Source organism: Microbacterium sp. LWO12-1.2 (assembly GCF_040675875.1).
Lineage (GTDB): Bacteria > Actinomycetota > Actinomycetes > Actinomycetales > Microbacteriaceae > Microbacterium.
On sequence record NZ_JBEGII010000001.1, the window covers coordinates 514508 to 535775 of the forward strand.

Consider the following 21268-nt stretch of genomic DNA (forward strand, 5'->3'; position numbering starts at 1 on the left):
GCGGATGCGATGGCGACACCTGTCGTCGGTGTCTTGGCCTGATTCCGTCGCGAGGTGTCCGGGGTCAGTGGGCGCAGGCGCAGGAGCTTCCTCCGCCGCAGCATTCGTCCGGGGTCGAGGCGTGCGCCTGTGACGACTCCGGCACGTCCATCGCGGGGTTCTGGTCGAGGAAGCCGTAGGGCTTGAACCAGAAGCCGGCGTAGTCGACGGGCATGATGGGCCAGTCCTCCGGCCGGGGGAAGTGCGTCAGGCCGAACGTGTGCCACAGCACGATGTCCTCACCGTCGATCGACCGGTCGCCCGCGGTGTACTCGGGCAGGCCTGCGCCGCCCTGGTGGGCGTTGGGGTAGCGACCGGCCGGCCAGATTTGGCCCTGTTCGTGCTTCGTCGCCCAGAGGTGCTTGGTGGCGAACGCGGCGCGGGCGGCGACAGAGGAGGCGGGGTCGGCCATGAGCAGCGCGGTCGGCTCCGGCACCAGGTGATAGGCGGTCGGGCGGCCGACTCGGTTCGTGCGTGAGGCGCTCTGCACCTCCCAGACGCGGGCGACCGAGCTGTCCGCGTCGCGCTGCGCCTCCGACTCGGTCGCGAGGGTGGTCTCGGACCAGGTGAACGCGTTGCCGAAGGGGTTGTCCGGCCCCATCGGCACCCGCTGGGCGTCGACCTCGACCAGGCGGTTGTCCTCGCCGTCGATCGCCACGTCGAGACGCGCGCAGAAGAGGTGCTGGTGCACGGGGGCGAAGACGCCGGGGGCGAGTTCGGTCGCGTGCTTCTGGCGCACGCCGGGCTCTCCTGCGGCGGCGAACACGATTCCGGTCGCCTTCGCGACCACCTCGATCGATCCGTCCAGGTAGAAGTGCCAGTAGAAGCCGTAGTCGTAGTTGCCGATCGTGGAGAAGTACGACACCACGAAGCGGCGCGAGCGGCGCACGTCGGCGCGTCCGGCCAGATCGGTGTGCTTCCAGAGGATGCCGTAGTCCTCCTCGTGCATGCAGATCACGTTCGGAATGCGCACCGGGTGGCCGTGGTCGTCGGCGACGTAGCCGTCGAGGTAGCGGATGACGCCCAGGCAGTCGCAGCCGAGTTCCAGGTGGTTGGCGTTCTTGCCCAGCAGGTACTCGCCGGCGTCGAAGTAGCTGATCCAGAAGCGGCCGGGGGCGGTGTCGCCGTAGGGCACCACCATCTCGGGCACGCTCGCACGGCTCAGCACCGAGCGTCCGCCGAACGAGACGTCGTGCAGCACCAGGCCCTCGCGGGCGTTGAAGTCGACGCGCATCGACCAGCCCTCCCACTCCACGAGCGAACCGGTGACGGCGAAGCTCGGGCCTTCGGGCTGGGTGATCTCGATGGGCTTGAGAGTGGTGCGTGCCGCGCCCTGGGTCTCGGGGTAGTAGTTGCCGTGGCCCGCGGGAACCGGCACGTCGCCGTGGTCCTCGACGCGGATCACAGCGTTCGCGGTGAGGTCGATGTGCACGATCAGACCCTCGACCGGGTGCGCCCACGGGGAGTCGGCTTCGTCGTACTTCAGGAACGTGAGCGAGCGGATGACACGCCGCCCCACCTCATCGGCGCGACCCGTGTAGCCGGGGGCGAGGGGGCCGCAGAACGCGAGCGCCATGTGCTCTTCGAGTCCGCGCCGCCGCATCGCGGCCTGCCATTCGGGCGAGGCCTTCGCGATGATCTCGGCGCGCTCGTACTCCTCGAACAGGTACTGCGGCTGTCCGTACGGAGGGGCATCGTTGGGCACGCGCTCGGTGCGGACGACCTCACCGCGCGTGATCGAGACGATGACCTCGGTCGCGACGCCCGTCGCCGTGTCGAGCAGGGTCGCGTCGATGCGGCGGTCGATCGGGGAGCCCGGCTGCCATGCGGCGAGCTCGTCTTTCGTGGGCTCGTCGGGGAGCAGCATCGGCACGCGCACGGTCTCGGTGAGCAGGCCGGCGGCATCCAGCACGGCACGGGCGGCGGCGATCTCGGCGCCGGTGAGTGGGTCGAGCGGGTGCGGGACCGCGATCTTCTCGATCGAGACCGGCTGCGGGGAGTGGTGGGACATCGTCGACCTCACTATTTTCGAGCGACTGCTCAATAAACTTGGTTGGCACGATGGTACGACGGAACGAGCGGCGTCACAAGAGCCGGATCGGACGCGGGGGAGTCAGGCGCGCCAGGGAGCGAGGATGCTGTCGAGCACGGCGAGATGCGCGGCCTCGGACTGCGGCTCGGTGACCTCGACCACCTGCTGGCCGTAGGTGATCGAACGCAGCAGCGCCATCACGGCGTCCTGCGGAGTGTCGGAGCGGAGCTCGCCGTCGGCGACGGCCTCCTCGAGGGCGTCGCGGATGCTGTCCTGCCAGGTGGCGAGGGTCGGAGCGCCGGCGTCCGGCGTGGAGGCGAGGGTGGCGACGCGGCCCCAGAATCCGACCACGACGCGGGCTTCGGAGCGGGTGCGCTCATCGACGGGCAGGACTTCGCGCATGAGCGCGTGCAGGCGGGGGAGCCCACGCAGGCCGTCGGTGGCGTCGGCGATGCGGGCGTCCGTGCGGCGGGTGACCTCGGCGGCGGCGGCGCGCACCACGTCGTCGAACCCGTCGAAGTAGTGCCACAGCGAGCCGGTCGCCACGCCGAGTTCCTTGGCGACCGCACGCGACGACACGCTCTCGTGCCCGTCGCGGGCGGCGACGGTCAGCAGCGCCTCGGCGATCTGCCGGCGCCGCTCATCATGGTCGACGATGCGGGGCATCTGCCCATCTTGTCGCATCCGTTCGCTGCAGTCGGTGCTTTCGATCGATGTCTGGCTATTTTGAGCGATTGATCAATATAATCCGAGCCATGGGTGAACCCGCAGCGATGGTGCTGATGGTCGTGAGCGCGATCATCACGGTCGTGTGCTGCCTCGCGGCCGGCCGTTCGGTGCCGTGGCAGGGGCGCCAAGCGGTGCTCGTCATGGCGCTCGCGATGATCGGCATGGTCGTTGCGGCCGGTGATCCGCGCGTCTCACTGCTGGCGGGCGTCGCCCTCCTGGCCTCTGCCATGCTCGGTACGGCCGGGCTGCGCGGTGCGACCGCTGTGCGGGCGTGCTGCCACCGCGCGCTGGGGTCGCTCGTGATGGCGGTGTGCGCGTTCGCGGGGGTGGCGCACGGGGCGGTCCCTGGCGCGGATGTGATGGCCGGACACGGCGCGCATCTCGGGGTCGACGCCGTGGCCGTGGCGGCGACTGCCGGGGTGGTGCTGCTACTGGCCTGGACCGTGGCCGACCGGTTCCGCCCGCACCCGACCGGCACCGCGTCACGCCTGCTCGCCGTCGAGTCATGGGCGATGACGGCGGGTGTGGTGGTGATGTGGGCGGCGCACTGACCCGGATCCGGATCCTGATTCCCGTCTCCGGTACCGTGGCCGGATGCCCCTCGCTCTGATCACCGGCGCCGCGCGCGCCGACAGCATCGCCGCCGGCATCGTCCCCCGCCTGCGGGCGGCCGGCTGGACCGTCGTCACCAGTGACCTGCGCGACGCCGACCACCCGGCCGACCTCTCGACCCCAGACGGCCCGGAGGAGCTGATCGCCGCGGTGAACCGGGAGCACGGCACGATCTCCGCGCTCATCCTGAGTCACGCGCACGATGTGGAGTCCGGCATCCTCGACACCACGGCCGAGAGCTTCGACCTGCACGTCGCGGTGAATGCCCGCGCGAGCCTGCTGCTGATCGCGGCCTTCGCGCGTCAGGCAGGAGACGACGGCGGCGCGATCCTGGCGCTCACCAGCGACCATGTCACGGGCAACCTCCCGTACGGCGCCTCCAAGGGGGCGCTCGACCGGCTCGTGATCTCGGCGGCGCGCGAGCTCGGCCCTCGGGGCATCTCGGCGAACGTGCTCAACCCCGGTCCGATCGACACCGGCTGGATGGACGACGAGACGCGCACCAGCCTCGGCGACATGACCCCGCTCGGCCGACTCGGCCGCCCCGCCGACGTGGCCGCGGTGGTGGAGTTCCTGGTGTCCGACGAGGGCCGATGGATCTCGGGTCAGCTGCGCAAGAGCGACGGCGCGTTCTCGGCGCAGTTCTGAGGGTCGAGGGGCGTCAGTGCATGCCGCCGAACTCGATCATTGCGACACCGACTGCGATGAGGGCGACGCCGACGGCCATCATCGCCGAGAAGTGGTCCTTGAAGATCACGCGTCCCAGCACGGCGGTGACCGCGACGCCGGCGGCGGCCCAGATGCCGTAGGCGACGCCCACAGGCATCCCCATCGCCAGGATCGTGCCGAGCAGGGTGAATGCGGCGAGGTAGCCGACGACGATCACCGGGATCCAGCGCTTGCGTCGGAATCCCTTCGACGCGCGCAGGCTCAGTGTCGCGGTGACCTCGCTCGCGATCGCGAGGGCGAGCAGCAGCCAGGTCATGAGGCGACCTCCGGGCTTCCGGGCTGAGCGGTCTCGCGCGTGTGCGAACCGAGCTCGACCAGCAGTACGCCCACCACGATCACGGCGACACCGATGATCTGCACGGGTCCCAGCAACTCGCCGAAGAGCACGGTGCCCAGCACTGCTGTCAGCACGACGCCGATCGCCGACCAGATGCCGTAAGCGACGCCGACCGGCATGCCCCTGTCGAGCACGATCGAGAGCAACCAGAGCGAACCGCTGTAACCGATCGCCACGAGGATCAGCCACAGGGGATGCGTGAATCCCTCGGCGGCGCGCAGCGAGAGGGTCGCCATGACCTCCAGGCCGATGGCGATCAGGAGTGGCGGCCACGCCGAGCGTCGGGGGTGGTCTGTCATCGAGTGGCCCTTCAGAACGCGTCCGTGGAGAGAACGCGTCGGATGCTCGCAGGATTCCCTGTCCGGCGAGTGAACACGGGACGGTGGTACGCGCGGAATCGCGCCTGTTCTAGCCGGCATGCCGGCATTTGTTCGAGTTTATGTTCGATACTCGGGAGTGGCTCGAAGTAAAATCATGTATGTCGAAACTGGTCGGGTTGCACGAGGCGCGGGGGCGTCTTGAGGCGGCCTGGGCGGGGAAGGGCGATGCGCAGGATCTCTCGCGGGAGCAGTTGGTCGCCGTCAATGACGCGATCGGGGTGTTGGAGCGGTGCCGCGTCGCGGCGGGTGCGGTCAGGGTCGCCGACGCGGAGCGGCCAGACGGATGGCTGCCGGTGGTGGCGTGATCCCTTGGGTGATGGGCTCAGACAGCGAGATCCTCGACGGGGGCAGAGAGAAACGCCTCTTCACCCGGGCGCAACGGTTGGCATTAGTGGAACGTGATGGTGGGTGTGCGATGTGCGGGCTGCCGCCGGAGATGACGAGAGCGCACCACATCCGGTGGTGGCAGCGGGATGCAGGGCCGACGGACCTGTCGAACGGGGTGCTGTTGTGTGAGACGTGTCACCACCGCATCCATGACAACGACTGGGAGATCCGCATCGACGGCACCGGTCTCACCGCCCGGGTCTGGTTCACCCCACCCCGCTACGTCGACCCCGCCCGCACACCACGCCTCGGCGGCAGAACCCGCTTCGACATCGCCGCCTGAGCACCCGCCCTCATGCACGTGTGGCGCGAACTCCGCGCATGTCTGGCGATGGATCACAGGCGATGCATGACAGCCGATTCGGGGCACTCGCCCCCGGCCGCGTACGCTGGGAGGCATCCCCCGAAGCTCACCCGGCAACTTGCGCGCCGGCGATCTCGGTGCGCGCTCACACATGCAAGGACGCAGATGAACGATTCCGCCGCGTACGGCGACGACTGGATGACGAGAGAAGAGCTGGCGGAGCGGATGATCCCGCTCATCGGCTCACTCAAGCGCGAGCACGACGTGGTCACGTCGCTGCACGGCCATCGGCTGCTGGGCCTGTCGGCCACCGCCCTGGTCGAAGTGCACGAGCGGGTCGCCCAGCTCGGACACGAGGCCCTCCCGTTGGACGACACGCTCGCCGTGCTCGAAGCGATCCACGCGCTCGCGCCAGGGGCATCGTCGCTCGACGTGGCCCGTCTGGTCGAAGGTCATGCGTCGAGCGACCTCCCGCTCGACGCCTACCTCGCCGAGGCGCTCGCGCCCGCGATCGGCGCCGTGGTGGCCGCGCCCACCGATGTCGTGCTCTACGGCTTCGGTCGCATCGGCCGGCTGCTCGCACGTATCCTGATCGCCCACACGGGTGGCGGCAGCGGCCTGCGACTGCGGGCGATCGTCGTGCGCCGCGGCTCTGAGAACGACCTCGTCAAGCGCGCGTCGCTCCTGCTGCGCGACTCGGTGCACGGCCGCTTCGCCGGTTCCGTCACTGTCGATGAGGAAGCCGAGCAGATCATCGCCAACGGCACCCGCATCCAGGTGATCTACTCGGGGGACCCGGCATCCGTCGACTACACCGCCTACGGCATCCACGACGCGATCGTCGTCGACAACACCGGGCGCTGGCGCGATGAGGAGGGTCTCGGCCGGCACCTCGAGGCGAAGGGCGTCGCCCGTGTGCTGCTCACCGCCCCGGGCAAGGGTGCGCTCAAGAACATCGTGCACGGCATCAACGACGACACGATCGAGCCCGACGACCGCATCATCACGGCGGCGTCGTGCACCACGAACGCGATCACCCCTGTGCTCAAGGCGATCGACGAGGCCTACGGCATCGTGCGCGGCCACGTCGAGACGGTGCACTCGTTCACGAACGATCAGAACCTGATCGACAACTTCCACAGCGGAGACCGCCGCGGCCGATCGGCCGTGCTCAACATGGTCATCGCCGAGACCGGGGCCGCGAAGGCCGTCGCCAGGGCTCTCCCCGAACTCGCCGGCAAGCTCACCGGCTCCGCGATCCGCGTGCCCACGCCGGACGTCTCGCTCGCCGTGCTGCACCTGAGCCTGGAACGGCCGGCCGAGAAGGACCAGCTCAACGACTACCTGCGCCGGGTATCGCTGCACTCGAAGCTGCGTCAGCAGATCGACTACGTCGAGAGCCCTGAGGTCGTCTCCACCGACTTCGTCGGCTCGCATCGGGCGGGCATCGTCGACGGTCTCGCGACCATCGCGAACGATCGCGACGTCGTGCTCTACGTCTGGTACGACAACGAGTACGGCTACTCCTGCCAGGTCATCCGCGTGCTCGAGGTCATGGCCGGCTCCCACCCTGTCGTGCTCCCCGCCCGTCGCGAGGTCACGCTGGACAGCTGACGCGTCGGCTGTGCGCTGGAAAACGCAGAGCGGATGTCGTCGGCACGGCGTGCCGCGCTGCGCCGCGCCGGTGTTGGGCTGATCGGTCTCTGTTTTCGACCTCAAGAGGGATGCTCCGTGCATGATGGGGGCATGAAGAGCGCGACACTGCTGTCCGAGCGGCTCCGGTCGCACCGCCTCACGGCGCCGGCGCGCACCGTGACCGATGCGGCAGGGCACATGCTCGCCGTGCAGAGCCAGGACTTCACCGCCGGCCGGTGGGCCCTGGCCGTGCGCACGCGCGGGGAGCCGGGGCTGCGTGCGGTCGACCGCGCCTTCGACCGCGGCGACCTGGTGCGGGGCTGGACCATGCGCGGCACGTTGCACACGGTCGCGGCCCGTGACCTGGGGTGGATCCTGGAGGTCACGGCGGGCAGGCAGCGCCAGCAGGCGGCGTCGCGACACCGCGACCTCGGGATCGACGACGAGATGGTCGCGGCGACCGTGCGCGTGCTGACGCCAGCGCTCCGCGGCGGGGGTCTGACCCGATCAGAGGTGTTCACGCTGCTGGAGGGCATCGGCATCGATCCCACCGGGCAGCGGGGCATCCATCTGCTGTTCACGCTCACGATCGACGGGCTCATCTGCCAGGGGCCGGTCGTGTCACGCGATGGCGTGGCCAGGGGGCAGCGCTTCGTGCTGGTCGACGAGCACATCCGCGAGCACGCGCACCCCGACGACCCGCTCGCCGAACTCTTCGTGCGCTACGTCGCCGGCCACGGCCCCGCCGGCGTCGTGGACTTCGCCTGGTGGTCGGGGCTCACGCTCGGTGTCTCGCGTGAGGCGGCCGCGCGGGCAGCGCATCGCGTGGTCGAGATCGAGACCGGACTGTTCGTGGCCGAGACGCGCCCACGCCGAGCTGCGGACGCCCCGACGGTGCACGCCCTCGGCGCCTTCGACGAGTACTACATCTCCTATGCCGATCGCACGGCGGTATCCGCGCCGGAGCATCTGGCGACCATCGGCCCCGGCAAGAACGGCATGGTGCGTCCGATCCTCGTGGCACAGGGCCGGGTGATCGGATGCTGGACCCATGCGAGCGCATCGCTCGGTGCTCCGCCGGAGTTGTTCGATGGCGGGGTCGATGCGGAGGCCGTCTCCGTTGCGCTGGAGCGTTTCAGGAGTTTTCTCGAGACCTGAACCTCCCGGTCACTCGCTGGCATGCCGTCCGAGGAAGTTGTAGACCTCGTTGTCGTCGACCCCGGGGAACGCGCCGCGGGGGAGCGGCGAGAACATGTGCGTGTGCACGCGGGCGCTCGGCCACGCCTTGCCGCTCCAGCGGTCCGCGAGTTCTGTCGAAGGGCGTCGGCAGCACGATTCGTCGGGGCAGGTCGACACGGCGCGGTCGGCGGTCTCGCGGCCGCGCCACCAGCGGGCGTCGTCGAAGGGGACGCCGACCGTGACCGAGAACTCGCCGTCGCTGGAGGAGCCGGTCTGTGTCGAGCACCAGAACGTGCCGGAAGGGGTGTCGGTGTACTGGTGATGCTCGGTCGTGCGGTTCTGCTGAGTGAAGGCGCCGCGCGCCTGGAACTTGCGGCAGACGCGCTGGCCCTCCACGGCGCCGGTGACGTCCATCGGCAGCGGCAGGTCGTCGTTCTCGTAGACCCGGGTGATCGCGCCGGTGGCATCCACGCGCAGGAAGTGGAGCGACATGCCCAGGTGCTCGGTGAGCAGGTTGGTCATACGCATGCCCGCTGCCTCGTGCGTCACGCCGAACGCGTCGCGGAAGTCCTCGACCGCGAGGTTGCGATCCTTCTTGGCCTGCTGCAGGAACGCGACCGATGCCGCCTCCGGCATCAGGCACGAGGCGGCGAAGTAGTTGATCTCCAGGCGCTGCTGCAGGAAATCCGCGTAGTCCGTCGGGGGCGTGTGTCCGAGCAGGCGGTGCGCCATCGCCTGCAGCGCCATCGAGCGCAGGCCGTGGCCACCGGGGATCGAGGCCGGCGGCAGGTAGATGCGCCCGTTCTCCAGGTCGGTGACCGAGCGCGTCGAGTGCGGGAGATCGTTGACGTAGATGAGCTCGAAGCCGATCTTCTCGGCCATGATGCTGACGGTGCGGTGGGTGAGTGCCCCCTGCACGTGTCCGGCGGCGCGCAGATGCTTCTCGGCGAGCTTCTCGATATCGCCGAGGTAGTTGTGCTGTGCGCGCATGCGCAGCCGCAGCTCGGTGTTGGCGCGGCGCGCTTCCTCCGGTGTGGCGATCGCCTCGCGCTCGCGCCGCTGCAGCTCATGGTGCAAGCCGAGCAGCGACTCGATGGTCTCGTCGCTCATGCCCTTCGTGACGCGCACGGGGGCGACGCCGAGCTGACGGAACACCGGACTCTCCTGTGCGCGTTCCAGCTCGATCTCGAGAGCGGCGCGGCGGTTCGGCGGTTCGCCCGAGATCAGATCGGTGACCTCGGTGCTCGTCGCCTGGGCGATCGCCTGCAGCAGGGACAGCTTCGGCTCGCGCTTGCCGTTCTCGATCAGGCTCAGTTGCGAGCCGGCGACCCCCACGAGTGCGCCGAGCTCATCGAGCGTGTAGCCATTCGCGAGCCGGTGGTGCCGGATGCGGTGGCCGAGGGTCGTGAGGTGGATGCCGGAGGTCGCCATTCCTTGATCATATCGAAAGAATCATGTTTCTTATCGTCCAATTTGGCCGAAAGAGTGCCGTAAGCCGGAAGAAGATGGATGCAACGCCCCACTCATCAAAGGAGCTGTCATGGCCATCGCTGAAGTCTTCGCCCCTCGCACATCCCCCGTCGCCGCTGCGCGTACGTTCGGTGCTGCGCCGAGCTACGACACCCCCGCGATGGCTGAGCTGGCCGCCTGGGTCGAGGAGATCCGTGCGCTCACCCAGCCGGACTCCGTGCACTGGGTCGACGGTTCGCGTGCCGAGAACGACTGGCTGCTGCGCGGCCTGGTCGACGAGGGCAAGCTCATCAAGCTCAACCCGGAATGGCGCCCCGGCTCCTACCTCGCCCGTTCGCATCCCAGCGATGTCGCTCGCACCGAGGGCCGTACCTACATCTCCTCCGAGCGCGAAGAGGACGCCGGCCCCACGAACAACTGGGCGGCCCCGGCAGAGATGCGCGCCAAGATGACCGAGATCTTCGAAGGCTCGATGCGCGGTCGCACGATGTACGTCGTGCCGTTCTCGATGGGTCCGGTCGGCGGACCCCTCTCGCACATCGGCGTCCAGGTCACCGACAGCGCCTACGCGGTCGCCTCCATCGGCATCATGACCCGCGTCGGCGATGCCGTCACGCGCCGCATCGCGGAGGGCGCTCCGTGGGTCAAGACGGTCCACAGCGTCGGCGCTCCGCTCGCGGAGGGCGAGCAGGACGTCGAATGGCCCTGCAACGACGAGAAGTACATCGTGCACTTCCCCGAGACTCTCGAGGTCTACTCCTTCGGTTCCGGATACGGCGGCAACGCGATCCTCGCCAAGAAGTGCTTCGCGCTGCGCATCGCCTCGGTGATCGCCCGCGATGAGGGATGGCTCGCCGAGCACATGCTCCTCATCCGCGTGATCGACCCGCAGGGCAAGGCGTACCACGTGGCCGCCGCGTTCCCGTCTGCGTGCGGCAAGACGAACCTCGCGATGCTCCGCCCGACGATCCCCGGGTGGAAGGTCGAGACGCTCGGCGACGACATCGCCTGGATCCGTCCGGGCGAGGACGGCCGCATGTGGGCGATCAACCCCGAGGCCGGTTTCTTCGGTGTCGCCCCCGGCACCGGTGAGTCCACCAACGTCACCGCGGTCGAGACTCTGTGGGGCAACACGATCTTCACGAACGTCGCGCTCCGCCCCGACGGCGATGTGTGGTGGGAAGGCCTGACCGACGAGGCGCCCGCGCACCTGATCGACTGGGAGGGCAACGACTGGACGCCCGACTCCGGGCGTCCGGCCGCGCACCCGAACTCGCGCTTCACGGTGGCGGCGGCACAGTGCCCGCAGATCTCCGAGGACTGGGAGCAGGCGGTTCCGCTCGACGTCATCCTCTTCGGGGGGCGTCGAGCCAGCAACGTGCCGCTCGTGGTCGAAGCGACCGACTGGACCCACGGGGTCTTCCTGGGCTCGAACATCTCGTCCGAGCGCACGGCGGCCGCTGAGGGCACGCTCGGCGAGCTGCGTCGCGATCCCTTCGCCATGCTTCCGTTCTGCGGCTACAACATGGCGGACTACTTCGGGCACTGGCTCAAGGTCGGTCGGGGACTGCGCTTCGATCGTGCCCCCCGTATCTTCCAGGTGAACTGGTTCCGCCGCGGTGCCGACGGCCGGTTCCTGTGGCCCGGCTTCGGCGACAACTCGCGCGTCGTCGACTGGGTCATCCGCCGCATTGCGGGCGACGTGTCCGCGGTCGACAGCCCGATCGGCCGCCTGCCGCGTCCGGAGGACCTCAACCTCGACGGACTCGACATCCCCGCCGCCGACCTCGAGGAGCTCTTCTCCGTCGATGCGGAGGCGTGGAAGACCGAGGCCGATCTGACCGAGGAGTTCTACGACACCTTCGGCGACAAGGTCCCGGCCGCTCTGCGCGCCGAGCTCGCGTCGCTGCGCTACCGCCTCGAGAAGGCGTAGCCCCAGACTGGCACCGGCTCGGGGGAGCCGGTGCCTCATACCCGCGAAGGCGGGATGTCAGAGACGAACCCATGGCTGAGTGGTCTCCGGCATCCCGCCTTCGCGTTGCCTCGATCCGCAGACCGCGGTGCTCGCCCCGATAGGGTCGGATGATCCGCGCGTCCGCGGTGCTGTCCGGGGAGAACGTGATGCGTCGCGGTGCGTTGAAGTCAGGTCTGATCGGCGGAGCGGTGCTCGCCCTGCTCTGGTTCCTCTGCGGCTGGGTGCCGTATCTCCTGTCCCAGGCAGGCGGGAGTCTGGCGACGCTGGCGCGGCTCGTGCCCTCGCCCCTGACCCGTGGCGTCTTCGGAACCGCGGTGCTGTGGGCGGTCCTCGTGCAATTGCTGATGGCGGTCGTGCTCGTGGCCGGGTTCGCTGCGCTCGCCGCTCGATTCTCTCCGAGGAGAGCCGGGTTCCCTGCCGGCTGGCTGGCCTCGATTCTGGTCGCCTTCGCGATCGGCGCCGCACTGGATCTCGGGAACTTCGTCACCGGGATCGGCGACTTCGGTATCGGCGGCGCCGTTGGCACCATGGGGGCCGCATCCCAGACGACCTGGTGGGCCGTGGTGGTGGGGTGGATCCCGGCACTCGTGAGCGCCCGCTCAGGGCGAACGCGTGACGAGGGCACGACACCAGCGCGACAGCCCGGTGCGACGGCGTCGGGTCGCGTCGTGGCGCTGATCGCGGCGGTCGCGCTGATACTCATCCCGGTCGCGGCGCAGGCCGGTGACGATGCGATGCAGGACCAGCTGCGCGAGGAGCAGGCGACGACAGAGGGGGAAGCTGATCCGAGCGGAGCAGCGGCTCCCGATCCCTCCGCCGAGGGGGAGCCGGTGCCGACGGCAGGGCCCTCCGACGAAGCGACGGCCGACGGCGCGTGCACCGCGGAGAACACGACGATCATGACGCCGCCGCCGGATGGCGCGACCGGACATCGAGGTCAACTGCTGCAGCTCGTGAACGTGGCGGAGGAGCCGTGCATCCTGCGTGGATATCCGGACGTGGCGTACGGCGACCAGAACGGGCATCTGCTCGACGTGAGCGTCGAGCATGGCCGCTCCTTCATGGCGGAGGACCCGGGTCCTTCGTCGATCACGCTCCAGCCGGGGGATTCGGCCACGGCCGTGGTCGGCTGGGATGCGAACTCGGTGCAGGGACAGCTCGCTGCGCGCAGCATCTGGGTCGCTGTGGCGCCGGGGGAGGAACGGCTCTCCTGGGAGATGCCGCTGGACCTGATCCCCGGCGCGACCGTGCACGTGACGGCATGGCAGCCCGCGGTGCCGCCCGCCGCGTGACGGCTCAGGCTGACGGCTCAGGCCAGGAGCTGATGGCGGGCGAGGTCCCGGTACAGCGGCGTCGACTCCACGAGCTCCGCGTGGGTTCCCTGCCCGACCACCGCGCCGTCCTGCAGCACGACGATCAGGTCGCTGTCGACGACGGTCGACAGTCGGTGCGCGATCACCACGAGCGTGCGGTCGGTGGAGACCGCATCGATCGCCTCGCGCATGCGCTGCTCGTTCACGCCGTCGAGCGAGGAGGTCGACTCGTCCAGCAGCAGGATCGGTGCGTCAGTGAGCAGTGCGCGGGCGATCGCGAGGCGCTGGCGCTCGCCGCCTGAGAGCATCACGCCGTCCTCCCCGACCGGAGCCTCGAGTCCGAGCGGGCTGCGCTCGAGCACGTCACCCAGGTTCACGGCGCGCAGCACCTGCTCGCACTCGGCGTCAGAGGCGTCGGGAGCGGCGAGGCGCAGGTTGTCGGCGAGGGTACCGGCGAGAGTGGGAGCATCCTGCTCCACATAGCCGAACTGGGCCCGCAGTTCTTCACGCGTGTAGGTGCGGGAGTCATGGCCGTACAGGCGGATCGAGCCGCCGGTGGGGTCGTAGAAGCGCTCCACGAGCGAGAGGATCGTGCTCTTGCCGGCCCCGCTCGGACCGACCAGGGCGACGCGGGCACCGCGCGGCACCGCGAACGACACTCCGCGCAGCACTTCGCGCGAGGTGACGGGCGCGGTGACATCGGTCTCTGCACGTTCCAGGTGCGCGTCGGCGAGGACCTCCTGAGCCTCCTTCGCCGCCGCGCGTCGAGCGACCACGACGTTCTCCGGGTAGCGGAAGTGCACGTCGCGGAACTCGAGCGCGGGGGACTGCGGGTCCGGCTCGTCGCGGGTCACCGCGGCGGCGATCTTCTCGTCGTCCTGCGTCTCGGTGGGCAGGTCCAGGACTTCCTGGATGCGACCCAGGGCACCGAGCGCCTGGTTCACCGACGTGATGGCTCCGAACGTGGAGGCCAGCGGCATCACGAGCAGGAACAGGAACATGATGAACGCGATCAGCGAGGCGATCGTGATCGTGCCTGCCGCGACGCGGAAGCCGCCGACGCCCAGCACGACGAGCAGCGAGAGCTGCAGCGCGATGCCGGCGATCGGCACGACGAGCGAGGAGATCTTCGCGATGCGCACACCGATGCCGTAGGCGTCGGACGCGAGCTGGGAGACCGCGACGGTCTCGCGTTCGGTCGCACCGGATGCACGGATCGTGCGGATCGAGCCCACGGCACGCTCGACGCCGGAGGCGAGTTCGCCGACCTTCTCCTGCTGCTCCGTCGATGCGGTGCGGATGCGCCCGCTCAACGCCACGACCACCACGACCGAGACGCCGATCACGACGACGATCAGCAGCAGCAGAATCGGGTCGATCACCAGCATGGCGATGAGCGCGCCGAGGAACAGCACGACGTTGCCCACGGCATCCGCGAGACCCTGCGTGAGCACGGCGTAGAGGAGCGTGGTGTCGGTGCCGACGCGCGAGACCAGGTCGCCGGTGCGACGGGCATCGAACTCCGAGGTGGGCAGGTGCAGGATGCGGGCGATGAGCTTGCGGCGGCTGGAGTACACGACGGCCGTGCCGGTGCGCTGTAGCAGGTAGTGCTGGAAGCCGGAGATGATCGACGACGCGATCACGAAGCCCACGAGGAGCCAGACCAGGATCCCGATGGTCTTCTCCGATTGCACGGCCTCGATGACCTGCCCCACCAACAGCGGTTGCACGAGGGAGGTCCCCGCTCCCACGATGCTGAGCACGGCCACCACGACCAGCGTGCGCTTGTGCTCGAAGAGGAACGGGAGGAGCTGGCGGAACGTGGCGCGCGGACCTTCGTGCTGCGCGCCGCGTCCGCGTCGGCGGGGAGTCGCCGTGCGGGACATGGGAGACCTCGATCTGGAGAAGGGCGTACTACGACCGTACTTCCTGCGGCGGTGCCGGATGCCCATCCGCCAGACTGCTCACTCGCGAGATGGCGTGCAGTGACGGGCTCCCCTCGGCCGGACGAGCCCTCAGTGGCGGCCGAATCTGCGGTGCGCAGCCTGCTTCGACACGCCGAGAGCGCTGGCGATCGCCTGCCACGAGTACCCGGCGTTGCGGGCGCGTCTGACCTGCACCTCTTCGGCGCGGGCGATGTCGACCCGGACTCCGGCGAGCCGGCTCAGCTCGGCGATCGGCTCGCCCTCCGGATCGACGGCTGATGCGGTGCGCATGTTCATGATGACCTCCGTACGTCAACATACATTGACGCGCGCTCGGCGTCAACTGATGTTGACGACGAGTGGCGGCGACCGGAACCAGGCGGGCGGCTTCAGGGTTCGGTGCCGCTATTCCTCGCCGGGAAGTGTGTTGCCGAGTGCCTCACCGCCGGGCATCGCCGCGGCGAGCTCGTCATCTCTGGCCACGTCTGTCAGCGGCCAGTACAACGACCCGTCAGACAGCTCGACGGCGAACCCCTGAACCGCCGGTACATACAGGGCAGCGCCCTTCGGGCGACCCTTCGTTGAATCGATCGTGTCGAGCCCGTTGCTGCCGCGAGGCGCTGCAGTGGACTCGGTTGCATAGACGATGACGTTGGTGCCGCTGGGCAGTGCTGCGCTCCAGCGCGCAGCGTTCACGTCGACCGGCGCGTAGAGCACGACGTACGCACTTTCACCGACCTTCAGGCTTCCTTTGACGACCTCGGACGTGCGGACTTCGACGACGACGCTACGTATCTCCGTCAGGCCGTCACCGGCCTTGCCGAACTGCGGCCCGTCAGCGACTCCGAGGACGCTTCCTGCGAAGACGGCATCCGAAAGATCGGCGAGTTCGTCGTTCGACTGGACATCGTTGTAGTCGAAGGAGATATCGCGGACGAGGGCGCGGAGCTCGTCCGCCGAGGCGCTTGCGGCTGTCGCTGGGGTCGGCGCCGCCTTGTCGGCGGGGTCCGTTGCGGTGCACCCGGAGAGGCCGATCGAGCCTACGAGGAACAGGGCGGCGAGGCTCGCTCCCGTCCATGTCTTGCTGCGTGCGTGCATTTTCACTCTCCCGAGACGAGTCGTCAGTATGCGGCGTTGATATGGGCGACGTGATGCGACGAATAGGTGATGTTGGTCGAGGATCCGCTCACCATGCAGCCGCCATAAGTCGACGTGTGCGTGAGTCCTGCGGCGTGTCCGATCTCGTGACACATGGTTTTCCGTCGCTGGGCGTAGTTCGGCAACAACGACGTATTGATGACCATCGATCCCTGATCACAGGTCGTCGGTTTCCCCGCGACTTTCTTCGTGCATATCCAGACCCCGCGCGTCGTCGAACCGAGACCGTCCGGACGCTCCGGAGAGGTGTTCAAGTACCCGCCGATGTCCGTCTGGGGTCCACACGGATTCGCATAGGTGCGATACATATCTGTCTGTGCATCGAGATTGGCCATCGCATCACCGAACGGGGTTCCCCAGTCTGCGACCGGCCATGGATACGGGGTGCAGTAGTCCATGTTGGCATCGTCGGCACGACACCCGGTGGTTGAGCTGCACGTGCCGAAATCGTCGGCTTTTGCATCTGGCACTGATACGAGAGTGAATCCTGCTGCGATGGCCGCGATAAGGATTATTTGGGAGAACCTCACCAAGGAGTTCTTCGATGCCGCGGCAGATCTCGGAATAGTCATTGTTCGCCTATCGAGTATGCACCCCGGGCGGGGTCGCTTGCGGTCCATCATGCCCGACGGTGTCAATTGTCGATGTAGGCCTTTCGGGGGACAGAAGACCGTGGAGGTCACGTATATCGGGGATGGAATCGTGGCCCTTATCGATGGAGAGAGGTCCAGCGGTGACCTGTCGATCCGCATCGACCACTGCGGCAGACTGGATGGATGCTGTCCGCACCCAAACTCCGTGCCGGCGACCGCGTCGCCGTGCTGTCACCCGCGTTCGCCGCGCCCGCCGTCGCGCCCGAGATCCACGCGCAGGCGCTGCGGAGGCTCACCGAGCTCACCGGACTCGTGCCGGTGGAGTACCCGACCACTCGTCTGCTCGATGCGAGCCCCGAGGCGCGGGCGGCCGATGTCAACGCGGCATTCGCGGATCCGAGCATCCGCGCGATCCTCGCCACGATCGGGGGCGACGATCAGATCCTCGTGGTGCCGCATCTCGATCCGGCGCTCGCGCTCGCCGACCCGAAGCCCTTCCTCGGGTACAGCGACAACACGCACATGCTCAACTGGCTCTGGAGCCTCGGGATCACCGGCTTCTACGGCGGCTCGACCGCGGTGCATCTCGGCCCTGGACCCGGCGTCGACGACATCCATCTGCGCTCCCTGCGGGCTGCGCTGCTCGACGGCGGCGCGCTCGAGATCACCGAGCCAGGGGAGTCGGAGGACATCGGGCGGCGGTGGACCGACCCGCGGGCTCTGACCGAGAACGGTGACCGCACGCCCACGGAGCCCTGGACCTGGGCGGGTCCGGCGCGACGGGTCGCCGGGCGTACCTGGGGCGGCTGCCTGGAGGTGGTCGACAGCCTCGCGCTGGCCGACCTTCTGCCCACGGTGGCAGAGCTCGAAGGCGCCATCCTGCTGCTGGAGACCAGCGAGGAGCGCCCGTCGGCGAGTTGGGTGCGGCGCTGGCTGCGAGGTCTGGGGGAGCGCGGCATGCTCGGAGCGGTTGCCGGAGTGGTGATGGCGCGCCCGCCGGTCAGCGACTTCGAGTTCCTGCCGTCCGACGACGAGGCGACGGCTCTGCGTGCCGCCCAGCGGGATGCGGTGGTCGAGGTCGTCGCCCACTACAACCCGGATGCGGTGGTCTGCGTAGGCGTGCCGTTCGGGCACACGCGCCCGCAGTGGATCCTGCCCTACGGCGGCGACATGGTGCTCGACGGCGCGACGAGCACCATCACGGCGGACTACTGATTCGAACAGTCGAGGTTCGGTCTACTCCTCGGTGTCGCCGAGCAGCAGACCGGCCACGAGTTCCGCGTGCGGGGCGAGCAGGTTCTCGAGCTCGAGAACCACGAGGCGGTTGTCCCCGGCGCGCGTTGCGGGAGCCGGCACGAACAGCGTGCGCTGCGGTCCGTTGCGCCAGTAGCGCCCCAGGAAGAAGCCGTTCACGAACGCATAGCCCTTGCTCCACGCGGCGGTGTCGAGGAGCAGGTCGGTCGGTGCGTCGAGCGGGATCTCGGCGACCCAGGCGCCGGGGCGGGTACCGGCATCCGCGGCGACCGTGCGCGCGGCGACCGAGCGGGCGATCTCCGCGACGTCGAGCGGGGTCGAGCGCCAACCCGTGAGCGGGACGCCGTCCAGCGTGGGGGTGCCGAGCAGACCCTTCTCCTCGCCGAGTCGGTGGTCGTAGTTCACGCGGCCCTGATCTTCGACCAGGATGCTGAGGGTGCGACCGGCGGGGATGCGCAGCGTGCGGTCGTGGCGCGTGCGCGAGAGCGTGCCGATCGGCTGCCCGTCGACGCGCACCCAGGCGAGATCGCGCACCTCCTCCAGCGACAGCAGTCCGGGGCCGTCAGCTGGCGGCAGCTCGACGTCGTAGCGCACGAGCGCGCTGAGGTGGCCGAGTGCGTCGAAGGTCGCAGGGGCCTCGGTCACAGCATCCGCGGCGGGGGCATCCGTCCATGCACCCACCGGGGTCAGCGGCACGGTCATGGTCGGCGACGGGGGCGCCACTGCCGGGAGCTCCTCGGGGACCGGGGCGTACTTCGCGATCACGTCGCGGAAGGCGAAGAACTTCTCCGTGGGGTTGCCCGCCTCGTCCAGCGGGGCGTCGTAGTCGTAGGAGGTGACGATCGGGAGGTAGCGACCCTTGTGATTGGCGCCGTTCGTGAGCCCGAAGTTCGTGCCGCCGTGGAACATGTAGATGTTCACCGAGGCGCCCGCCGACAGCAGCGCGTCGAGGTCGGCAGCCGCGGCATCCACCTCGGTGGTGTGGTGCACACCGCCCCACCAGTCGAACCAGCCGTCCCAGAACTCCGAGCACATGAGCGGACCGGTGGGCTGGTGAGCGCGCAGGGTCGCCAGCCGTTCCGCGGTGCGGGAGCCGAAGGATCCGGTCTTGTGCAGTTCAGGCAGACTGCCGTCGGCGAGCATCCGGTCGACGGGCTGGTCCACCGTGGTCAGCGGAACCGTGATCCCGGCATCCTTCGTCAGCGCCACCAGCGCTTCGAGGTAGGCCTTGTCGGAGCCGTAGGCTCCGTACTCGTTCTCGATCTGTACGAGCACGACGGGTCCGCCGCGATCGACCTGCCGCGGCGCCACGATCTCGTACACGCGGCGCAGGTAGGCGCTGATGTCGACCAGGAACTCCGGGTCGGAGGAGCGCAGCGAGCGCTCACCCGCCGTGAGCCAGTTCGGCAGCCCGCCGTTGTGCCACTCGGCGCAGATGTAGGGGCCGGGGCGCACGATCGCGTCCAGCCCTTCGGCGTGCACCAGATCGAGGAAGCGGCCGAGGTCGTTCCATCCGGTCGCGTCCCATTCGCCGCGGCGCGGCTCGTGCGCGTTCCAGGCGACGTAGGTCTCGATCGTGTTCAGCCCCATCAGGCGCGCCTTGCGGATGCGGTCCTGCCACTGGTCCGGGTGCACACGGAAGTAGTGAAGGGCGCCGGAGATCACCTGGTGCGGCTGTCCGTCGCGGAGGAAGTCGGTGTCGCCGATGGAGAACGAGGTCACAGTCGAAGTGCTTTCCGTGAAGAGAGTTGTCGTGCCGGACGTGCAGGGCCGGACGGGATCGCACCCGCCCGGCCCTGACGTGATTACTTGTTGACGGCGAAGCCCTGGGCGTTGCCGTACTCGACCAGCGCGTCCTGCCAGGCCGTGAGGCCCTCGTTCAGGTCGGTGCCGTTCTGGTACGACTGGCCCACGGTGTCGCCGAAGATGCTGTTGCCGTAGACCTGGTAGGGCAGGTAGCTCCAGCCTTCGACGACGTCGCCGGCTGCCGCCGCGAGGACCTCGTTGATCTTCTGGCCACCGAAGTACTCGGGGGCGTCGGCGAGGAACTCGTCGCTCGCGAGCTCGGCGGTGGTCGACGGGAATCCGCCGCTCTCCAGGAACAGCGAGATGCTGTCCTCGGAGTTGTTCAGCCACCACAGGAATCCGGCCGAGAGCTCCGGGTTCTTGCTCTGCGTGGTCACGGCCTGGCCGCCGCCGCCGTTCTCGGCGCTCGCGGGGGAGCCGTCGTAGGTCGGCATCGGCGCGACGCGCCAGTCACCGGCGCCGTCGGGCGCGCCGGAGATCAGGTTGCCGGGCATCCAGGCGCCGATCACGAGGGTCGCGATGCTGCCGTCGCCGAGGGCGCGGAACCACTCGTCGCTCCAGCTGCTGACCGGTGCGACCAGGTCCTCCTCGACGAGGCGGTTCCAGTTCTCGGTCCACTTCTTCGAGCCCTCGTCCTGCAGGTCGATCGTGACATCGGTGCCCGAGGTGCTGAACGGCTTGCCGCCGGCCTGCCAGATCATCGACGTCGCGAATCCGGCGTCACCGGTGTCGTTGGTGATGTAGGCGGAGGGGTTCGCAGCGTGGATGGCCTTGGCGGCCTCGTAGTACTCGTCCCACGTGGTCGGCACGTCGAGGCCCGCGGCGTCGAAGACGGCCTTGTTGTAGAACAGCGCCATGGGGCCCGAGTCCTGGGGGAGGCCGTAGATCGCGTCGCCGTCGGTGACGGAGTTCCACGTCGATGCCGTGTAGTCGTCTTCGAAGTCCGAGAAGCCGTACTGGGAGAGGTCGACGAATGCGTCGGTGAGCGCGAACTGCGGGAAGGCGTAGTACTCGATCTGCACGACGTCGGGGGCACCGGAGCCGGCCTTGATCGCGTTCTGCAGCTTGGTGTACTCGTCGTTGTTGGTACCGGCGTTGACGACGTTGACCTTGACGTTCGGGTATTCCTTCATGAACGCCTCGGCCTGTGCCTCGGCGGAGGGGGTCCACGACCAGTACGTGATCTCGCCGCCCTTCTCGAGCGCGGCCTCGACCGAGTCGAACGACCCGTTGCCGGCACCGGCGCTGCCACCGTCATCGGTGGTTCCGGTGCTGCAGCCGGCCAGCGCGAGCGCGGCGACGGTTCCGGCTGCGAGCACCGTGAGGGTGCGGCGCGCAGCGGGGTGAGGAAGGTGCTTCATTGCTGTGTCCTTTCGGGGGTGCGGTCCAGCATCGGACCGACGGGGGTGGA

General features: G+C 68.8%; 20 protein-coding genes. 9 read left to right on the plus strand and 11 right to left on the minus strand.

Annotation, left to right across the window (positions count from 1 at the left end):
• Positions 1–64: 64 nt before the first annotated feature.
• Both MRBLWO12_RS02395 and MRBLWO12_RS02400 read right to left on the minus strand, forming a co-directional pair.
• Positions 65–2050 carry a primary-amine oxidase gene (locus MRBLWO12_RS02395; RefSeq protein WP_363552331.1) on the minus strand — a complete coding sequence of 662 codons (1986 nt, stop codon included), beginning with the start codon at positions 2048–2050 and terminating at the stop codon, positions 65–67.
• A gap of 102 nt (positions 2051–2152) precedes the next feature.
• Complete coding sequence (locus MRBLWO12_RS02400) at positions 2153–2737, minus strand: TetR/AcrR family transcriptional regulator (RefSeq protein ID WP_363552332.1); 585 nt, start codon at positions 2735–2737, stop codon at positions 2153–2155.
• An 89-nt stretch (positions 2738–2826) separates the two neighbouring features.
• Here MRBLWO12_RS02400 and MRBLWO12_RS02405 point away from each other — a divergent pair, with 89 nt between their 5' ends.
• Both MRBLWO12_RS02405 and MRBLWO12_RS02410 read left to right on the plus strand, forming a co-directional pair.
• A complete protein-coding gene (locus tag MRBLWO12_RS02405) occupies positions 2827–3351 on the plus strand; it encodes a hypothetical protein (protein ID WP_363552334.1) in 525 nt (174 codons plus the stop codon).
• Between the two features lie 43 nt (positions 3352–3394).
• Complete coding sequence (locus MRBLWO12_RS02410) at positions 3395–4060, plus strand: SDR family oxidoreductase (protein ID WP_363552336.1); 666 nt, start codon at positions 3395–3397, stop codon at positions 4058–4060.
• Between the two features lie 13 nt (positions 4061–4073).
• On the opposite strand, the gene MRBLWO12_RS02415 is transcribed toward MRBLWO12_RS02410, so the two are convergent.
• Positions 4074–4397 carry a DMT family transporter gene (locus MRBLWO12_RS02415; RefSeq protein WP_363552338.1) on the minus strand — a complete coding sequence of 108 codons (324 nt, stop codon included), beginning with the start codon at positions 4395–4397 and terminating at the stop codon, positions 4074–4076.
• Positions 4394–4777: a DMT family transporter gene (locus tag MRBLWO12_RS02420; RefSeq protein WP_363552340.1), complete on the minus strand. Its 384-nt coding sequence runs from the start codon at positions 4775–4777 to the stop codon at positions 4394–4396. The genes MRBLWO12_RS02415 and MRBLWO12_RS02420 overlap by 4 nt, the downstream gene beginning before the upstream one ends.
• 179 nt (positions 4778–4956) lie before the next feature.
• Between MRBLWO12_RS02420 and MRBLWO12_RS02425 the strand changes: the two genes are divergently transcribed.
• From MRBLWO12_RS02425 to MRBLWO12_RS02440, 4 genes are all read left to right on the plus strand, one after another.
• The gene (locus MRBLWO12_RS02425) at positions 4957–5163 is read left to right on the plus strand and encodes a hypothetical protein (protein ID WP_363552342.1); all 207 of its coding nucleotides are present in this window, start codon (positions 4957–4959) and stop codon (positions 5161–5163) included.
• Positions 5164–5273: 110 nt separating this feature from the next.
• Positions 5274–5528: an HNH endonuclease gene (locus MRBLWO12_RS02430; protein WP_363552344.1), complete on the plus strand. Its 255-nt coding sequence runs from the start codon at positions 5274–5276 to the stop codon at positions 5526–5528.
• A gap of 186 nt (positions 5529–5714) precedes the next feature.
• A complete protein-coding gene (locus MRBLWO12_RS02435) occupies positions 5715–7163 on the plus strand; it encodes a glyceraldehyde-3-phosphate dehydrogenase (protein ID WP_363552346.1) in 1449 nt (482 codons plus the stop codon).
• A gap of 132 nt (positions 7164–7295) precedes the next feature.
• A complete protein-coding gene (locus MRBLWO12_RS02440; RefSeq protein WP_363552348.1) occupies positions 7296–8342 on the plus strand; it encodes a winged helix DNA-binding domain-containing protein in 1047 nt (348 codons plus the stop codon).
• Between the two features lie 9 nt (positions 8343–8351).
• On the opposite strand, the gene MRBLWO12_RS02445 is transcribed toward MRBLWO12_RS02440, so the two are convergent.
• On the minus strand, positions 8352–9794 hold the full coding sequence (locus MRBLWO12_RS02445; protein WP_363552350.1) for a helix-turn-helix domain-containing protein: 1443 nt from the start codon (positions 9792–9794) through the stop codon (positions 8352–8354).
• A 109-nt stretch (positions 9795–9903) separates the two neighbouring features.
• Here MRBLWO12_RS02445 and MRBLWO12_RS02450 point away from each other — a divergent pair, with 109 nt between their 5' ends.
• Together MRBLWO12_RS02450 and MRBLWO12_RS02455 are read left to right on the plus strand one after the other, a co-directional pair.
• A complete protein-coding gene (locus MRBLWO12_RS02450) occupies positions 9904–11766 on the plus strand; it encodes a phosphoenolpyruvate carboxykinase (GTP) (protein WP_363552352.1) in 1863 nt (620 codons plus the stop codon).
• Positions 11767–11915: 149 nt separating this feature from the next.
• A complete protein-coding gene (locus MRBLWO12_RS02455) occupies positions 11916–13100 on the plus strand; it encodes a DUF4232 domain-containing protein (protein ID WP_363552354.1) in 1185 nt (394 codons plus the stop codon).
• A 17-nt stretch (positions 13101–13117) separates the two neighbouring features.
• Here MRBLWO12_RS02455 and MRBLWO12_RS02460 read toward each other — a convergent pair whose 3' ends face one another.
• From MRBLWO12_RS02460 to MRBLWO12_RS02475, 4 genes are all read right to left on the minus strand, one after another.
• On the minus strand, positions 13118–15007 hold the full coding sequence (locus tag MRBLWO12_RS02460; RefSeq protein WP_363552356.1) for an ABC transporter ATP-binding protein: 1890 nt from the start codon (positions 15005–15007) through the stop codon (positions 13118–13120).
• A 129-nt stretch (positions 15008–15136) separates the two neighbouring features.
• Positions 15137–15343 carry an AsnC family protein gene (locus MRBLWO12_RS02465; RefSeq protein ID WP_363552358.1) on the minus strand — a complete coding sequence of 69 codons (207 nt, stop codon included), beginning with the start codon at positions 15341–15343 and terminating at the stop codon, positions 15137–15139.
• A gap of 108 nt (positions 15344–15451) precedes the next feature.
• Complete coding sequence (locus MRBLWO12_RS02470) at positions 15452–16144, minus strand: hypothetical protein (protein ID WP_363552360.1); 693 nt, start codon at positions 16142–16144, stop codon at positions 15452–15454.
• A 23-nt stretch (positions 16145–16167) separates the two neighbouring features.
• Positions 16168–16674 carry a hypothetical protein gene (locus tag MRBLWO12_RS02475; protein WP_363552362.1) on the minus strand — a complete coding sequence of 169 codons (507 nt, stop codon included), beginning with the start codon at positions 16672–16674 and terminating at the stop codon, positions 16168–16170.
• 306 nt (positions 16675–16980) lie between these two features.
• On the opposite strand from MRBLWO12_RS02475, the gene MRBLWO12_RS02480 reads away from it, so the two are divergent.
• Complete coding sequence (locus MRBLWO12_RS02480; protein ID WP_363552364.1) at positions 16981–18012, plus strand: S66 family peptidase; 1032 nt, start codon at positions 16981–16983, stop codon at positions 18010–18012.
• Between the two features lie 21 nt (positions 18013–18033).
• Here the strand turns inward: MRBLWO12_RS02480 and MRBLWO12_RS02485 are convergent, their stop codons facing one another.
• On the minus strand, positions 18034–19773 hold the full coding sequence (locus MRBLWO12_RS02485; protein ID WP_363552366.1) for a glycoside hydrolase family 35 protein: 1740 nt from the start codon (positions 19771–19773) through the stop codon (positions 18034–18036).
• Between the two features lie 83 nt (positions 19774–19856).
• Entirely contained in the window at positions 19857–21218 is a 1362-nt protein-coding gene (locus MRBLWO12_RS02490; RefSeq protein ID WP_363552368.1) for an ABC transporter substrate-binding protein, read from the minus strand.
• Between the last annotated feature and the right edge of the window lie 50 nt (positions 21219–21268).

Excerpts from the sequence above, each read along its gene's own strand:
- MRBLWO12_RS02415 (WP_363552338.1), bottom strand. The coding sequence starts at position 4,397 with ATGACCTGGCTGCTGCTCGCCCTCGCGATCGCGAGCGAGGTCACCGCG.
- MRBLWO12_RS02455 (WP_363552354.1), top strand. The coding sequence starts at position 11,916 with ATGATCCGCGCGTCCGCGGTGCTGTCCGGGGAGAACGTGATGCGTCGC.
- MRBLWO12_RS02405 (WP_363552334.1), top strand. The coding sequence starts at position 2,827 with ATGGGTGAACCCGCAGCGATGGTGCTGATGGTCGTGAGCGCGATCATC.
- MRBLWO12_RS02395 (WP_363552331.1), bottom strand. The coding sequence starts at position 2,050 with ATGTCCCACCACTCCCCGCAGCCGGTCTCGATCGAGAAGATCGCGGTC.
- MRBLWO12_RS02480 (WP_363552364.1), top strand. The coding sequence starts at position 16,981 with ATGCTGTCCGCACCCAAACTCCGTGCCGGCGACCGCGTCGCCGTGCTG.
- MRBLWO12_RS02410 (WP_363552336.1), top strand. The coding sequence starts at position 3,395 with ATGCCCCTCGCTCTGATCACCGGCGCCGCGCGCGCCGACAGCATCGCC.
- MRBLWO12_RS02440 (WP_363552348.1), top strand. The coding sequence starts at position 7,296 with ATGAAGAGCGCGACACTGCTGTCCGAGCGGCTCCGGTCGCACCGCCTC.
- MRBLWO12_RS02430 (WP_363552344.1), top strand. The coding sequence starts at position 5,274 with ATGTGCGGGCTGCCGCCGGAGATGACGAGAGCGCACCACATCCGGTGG.
- MRBLWO12_RS02435 (WP_363552346.1), top strand. The coding sequence starts at position 5,715 with ATGAACGATTCCGCCGCGTACGGCGACGACTGGATGACGAGAGAAGAG.
- MRBLWO12_RS02465 (WP_363552358.1), bottom strand. The coding sequence starts at position 15,343 with ATGAACATGCGCACCGCATCAGCCGTCGATCCGGAGGGCGAGCCGATC.
- MRBLWO12_RS02450 (WP_363552352.1), top strand. The coding sequence starts at position 9,904 with ATGGCCATCGCTGAAGTCTTCGCCCCTCGCACATCCCCCGTCGCCGCT.
- MRBLWO12_RS02445 (WP_363552350.1), bottom strand. The coding sequence starts at position 9,794 with ATGGCGACCTCCGGCATCCACCTCACGACCCTCGGCCACCGCATCCGG.
- MRBLWO12_RS02460 (WP_363552356.1), bottom strand. The coding sequence starts at position 15,007 with ATGTCCCGCACGGCGACTCCCCGCCGACGCGGACGCGGCGCGCAGCAC.
- MRBLWO12_RS02400 (WP_363552332.1), bottom strand. The coding sequence starts at position 2,737 with ATGCCCCGCATCGTCGACCATGATGAGCGGCGCCGGCAGATCGCCGAG.
- MRBLWO12_RS02425 (WP_363552342.1), top strand. The coding sequence starts at position 4,957 with ATGTCGAAACTGGTCGGGTTGCACGAGGCGCGGGGGCGTCTTGAGGCG.
- MRBLWO12_RS02490 (WP_363552368.1), bottom strand. The coding sequence starts at position 21,218 with ATGAAGCACCTTCCTCACCCCGCTGCGCGCCGCACCCTCACGGTGCTC.
- MRBLWO12_RS02420 (WP_363552340.1), bottom strand. The coding sequence starts at position 4,777 with ATGACAGACCACCCCCGACGCTCGGCGTGGCCGCCACTCCTGATCGCC.
- MRBLWO12_RS02470 (WP_363552360.1), bottom strand. The coding sequence starts at position 16,144 with ATGCACGCACGCAGCAAGACATGGACGGGAGCGAGCCTCGCCGCCCTG.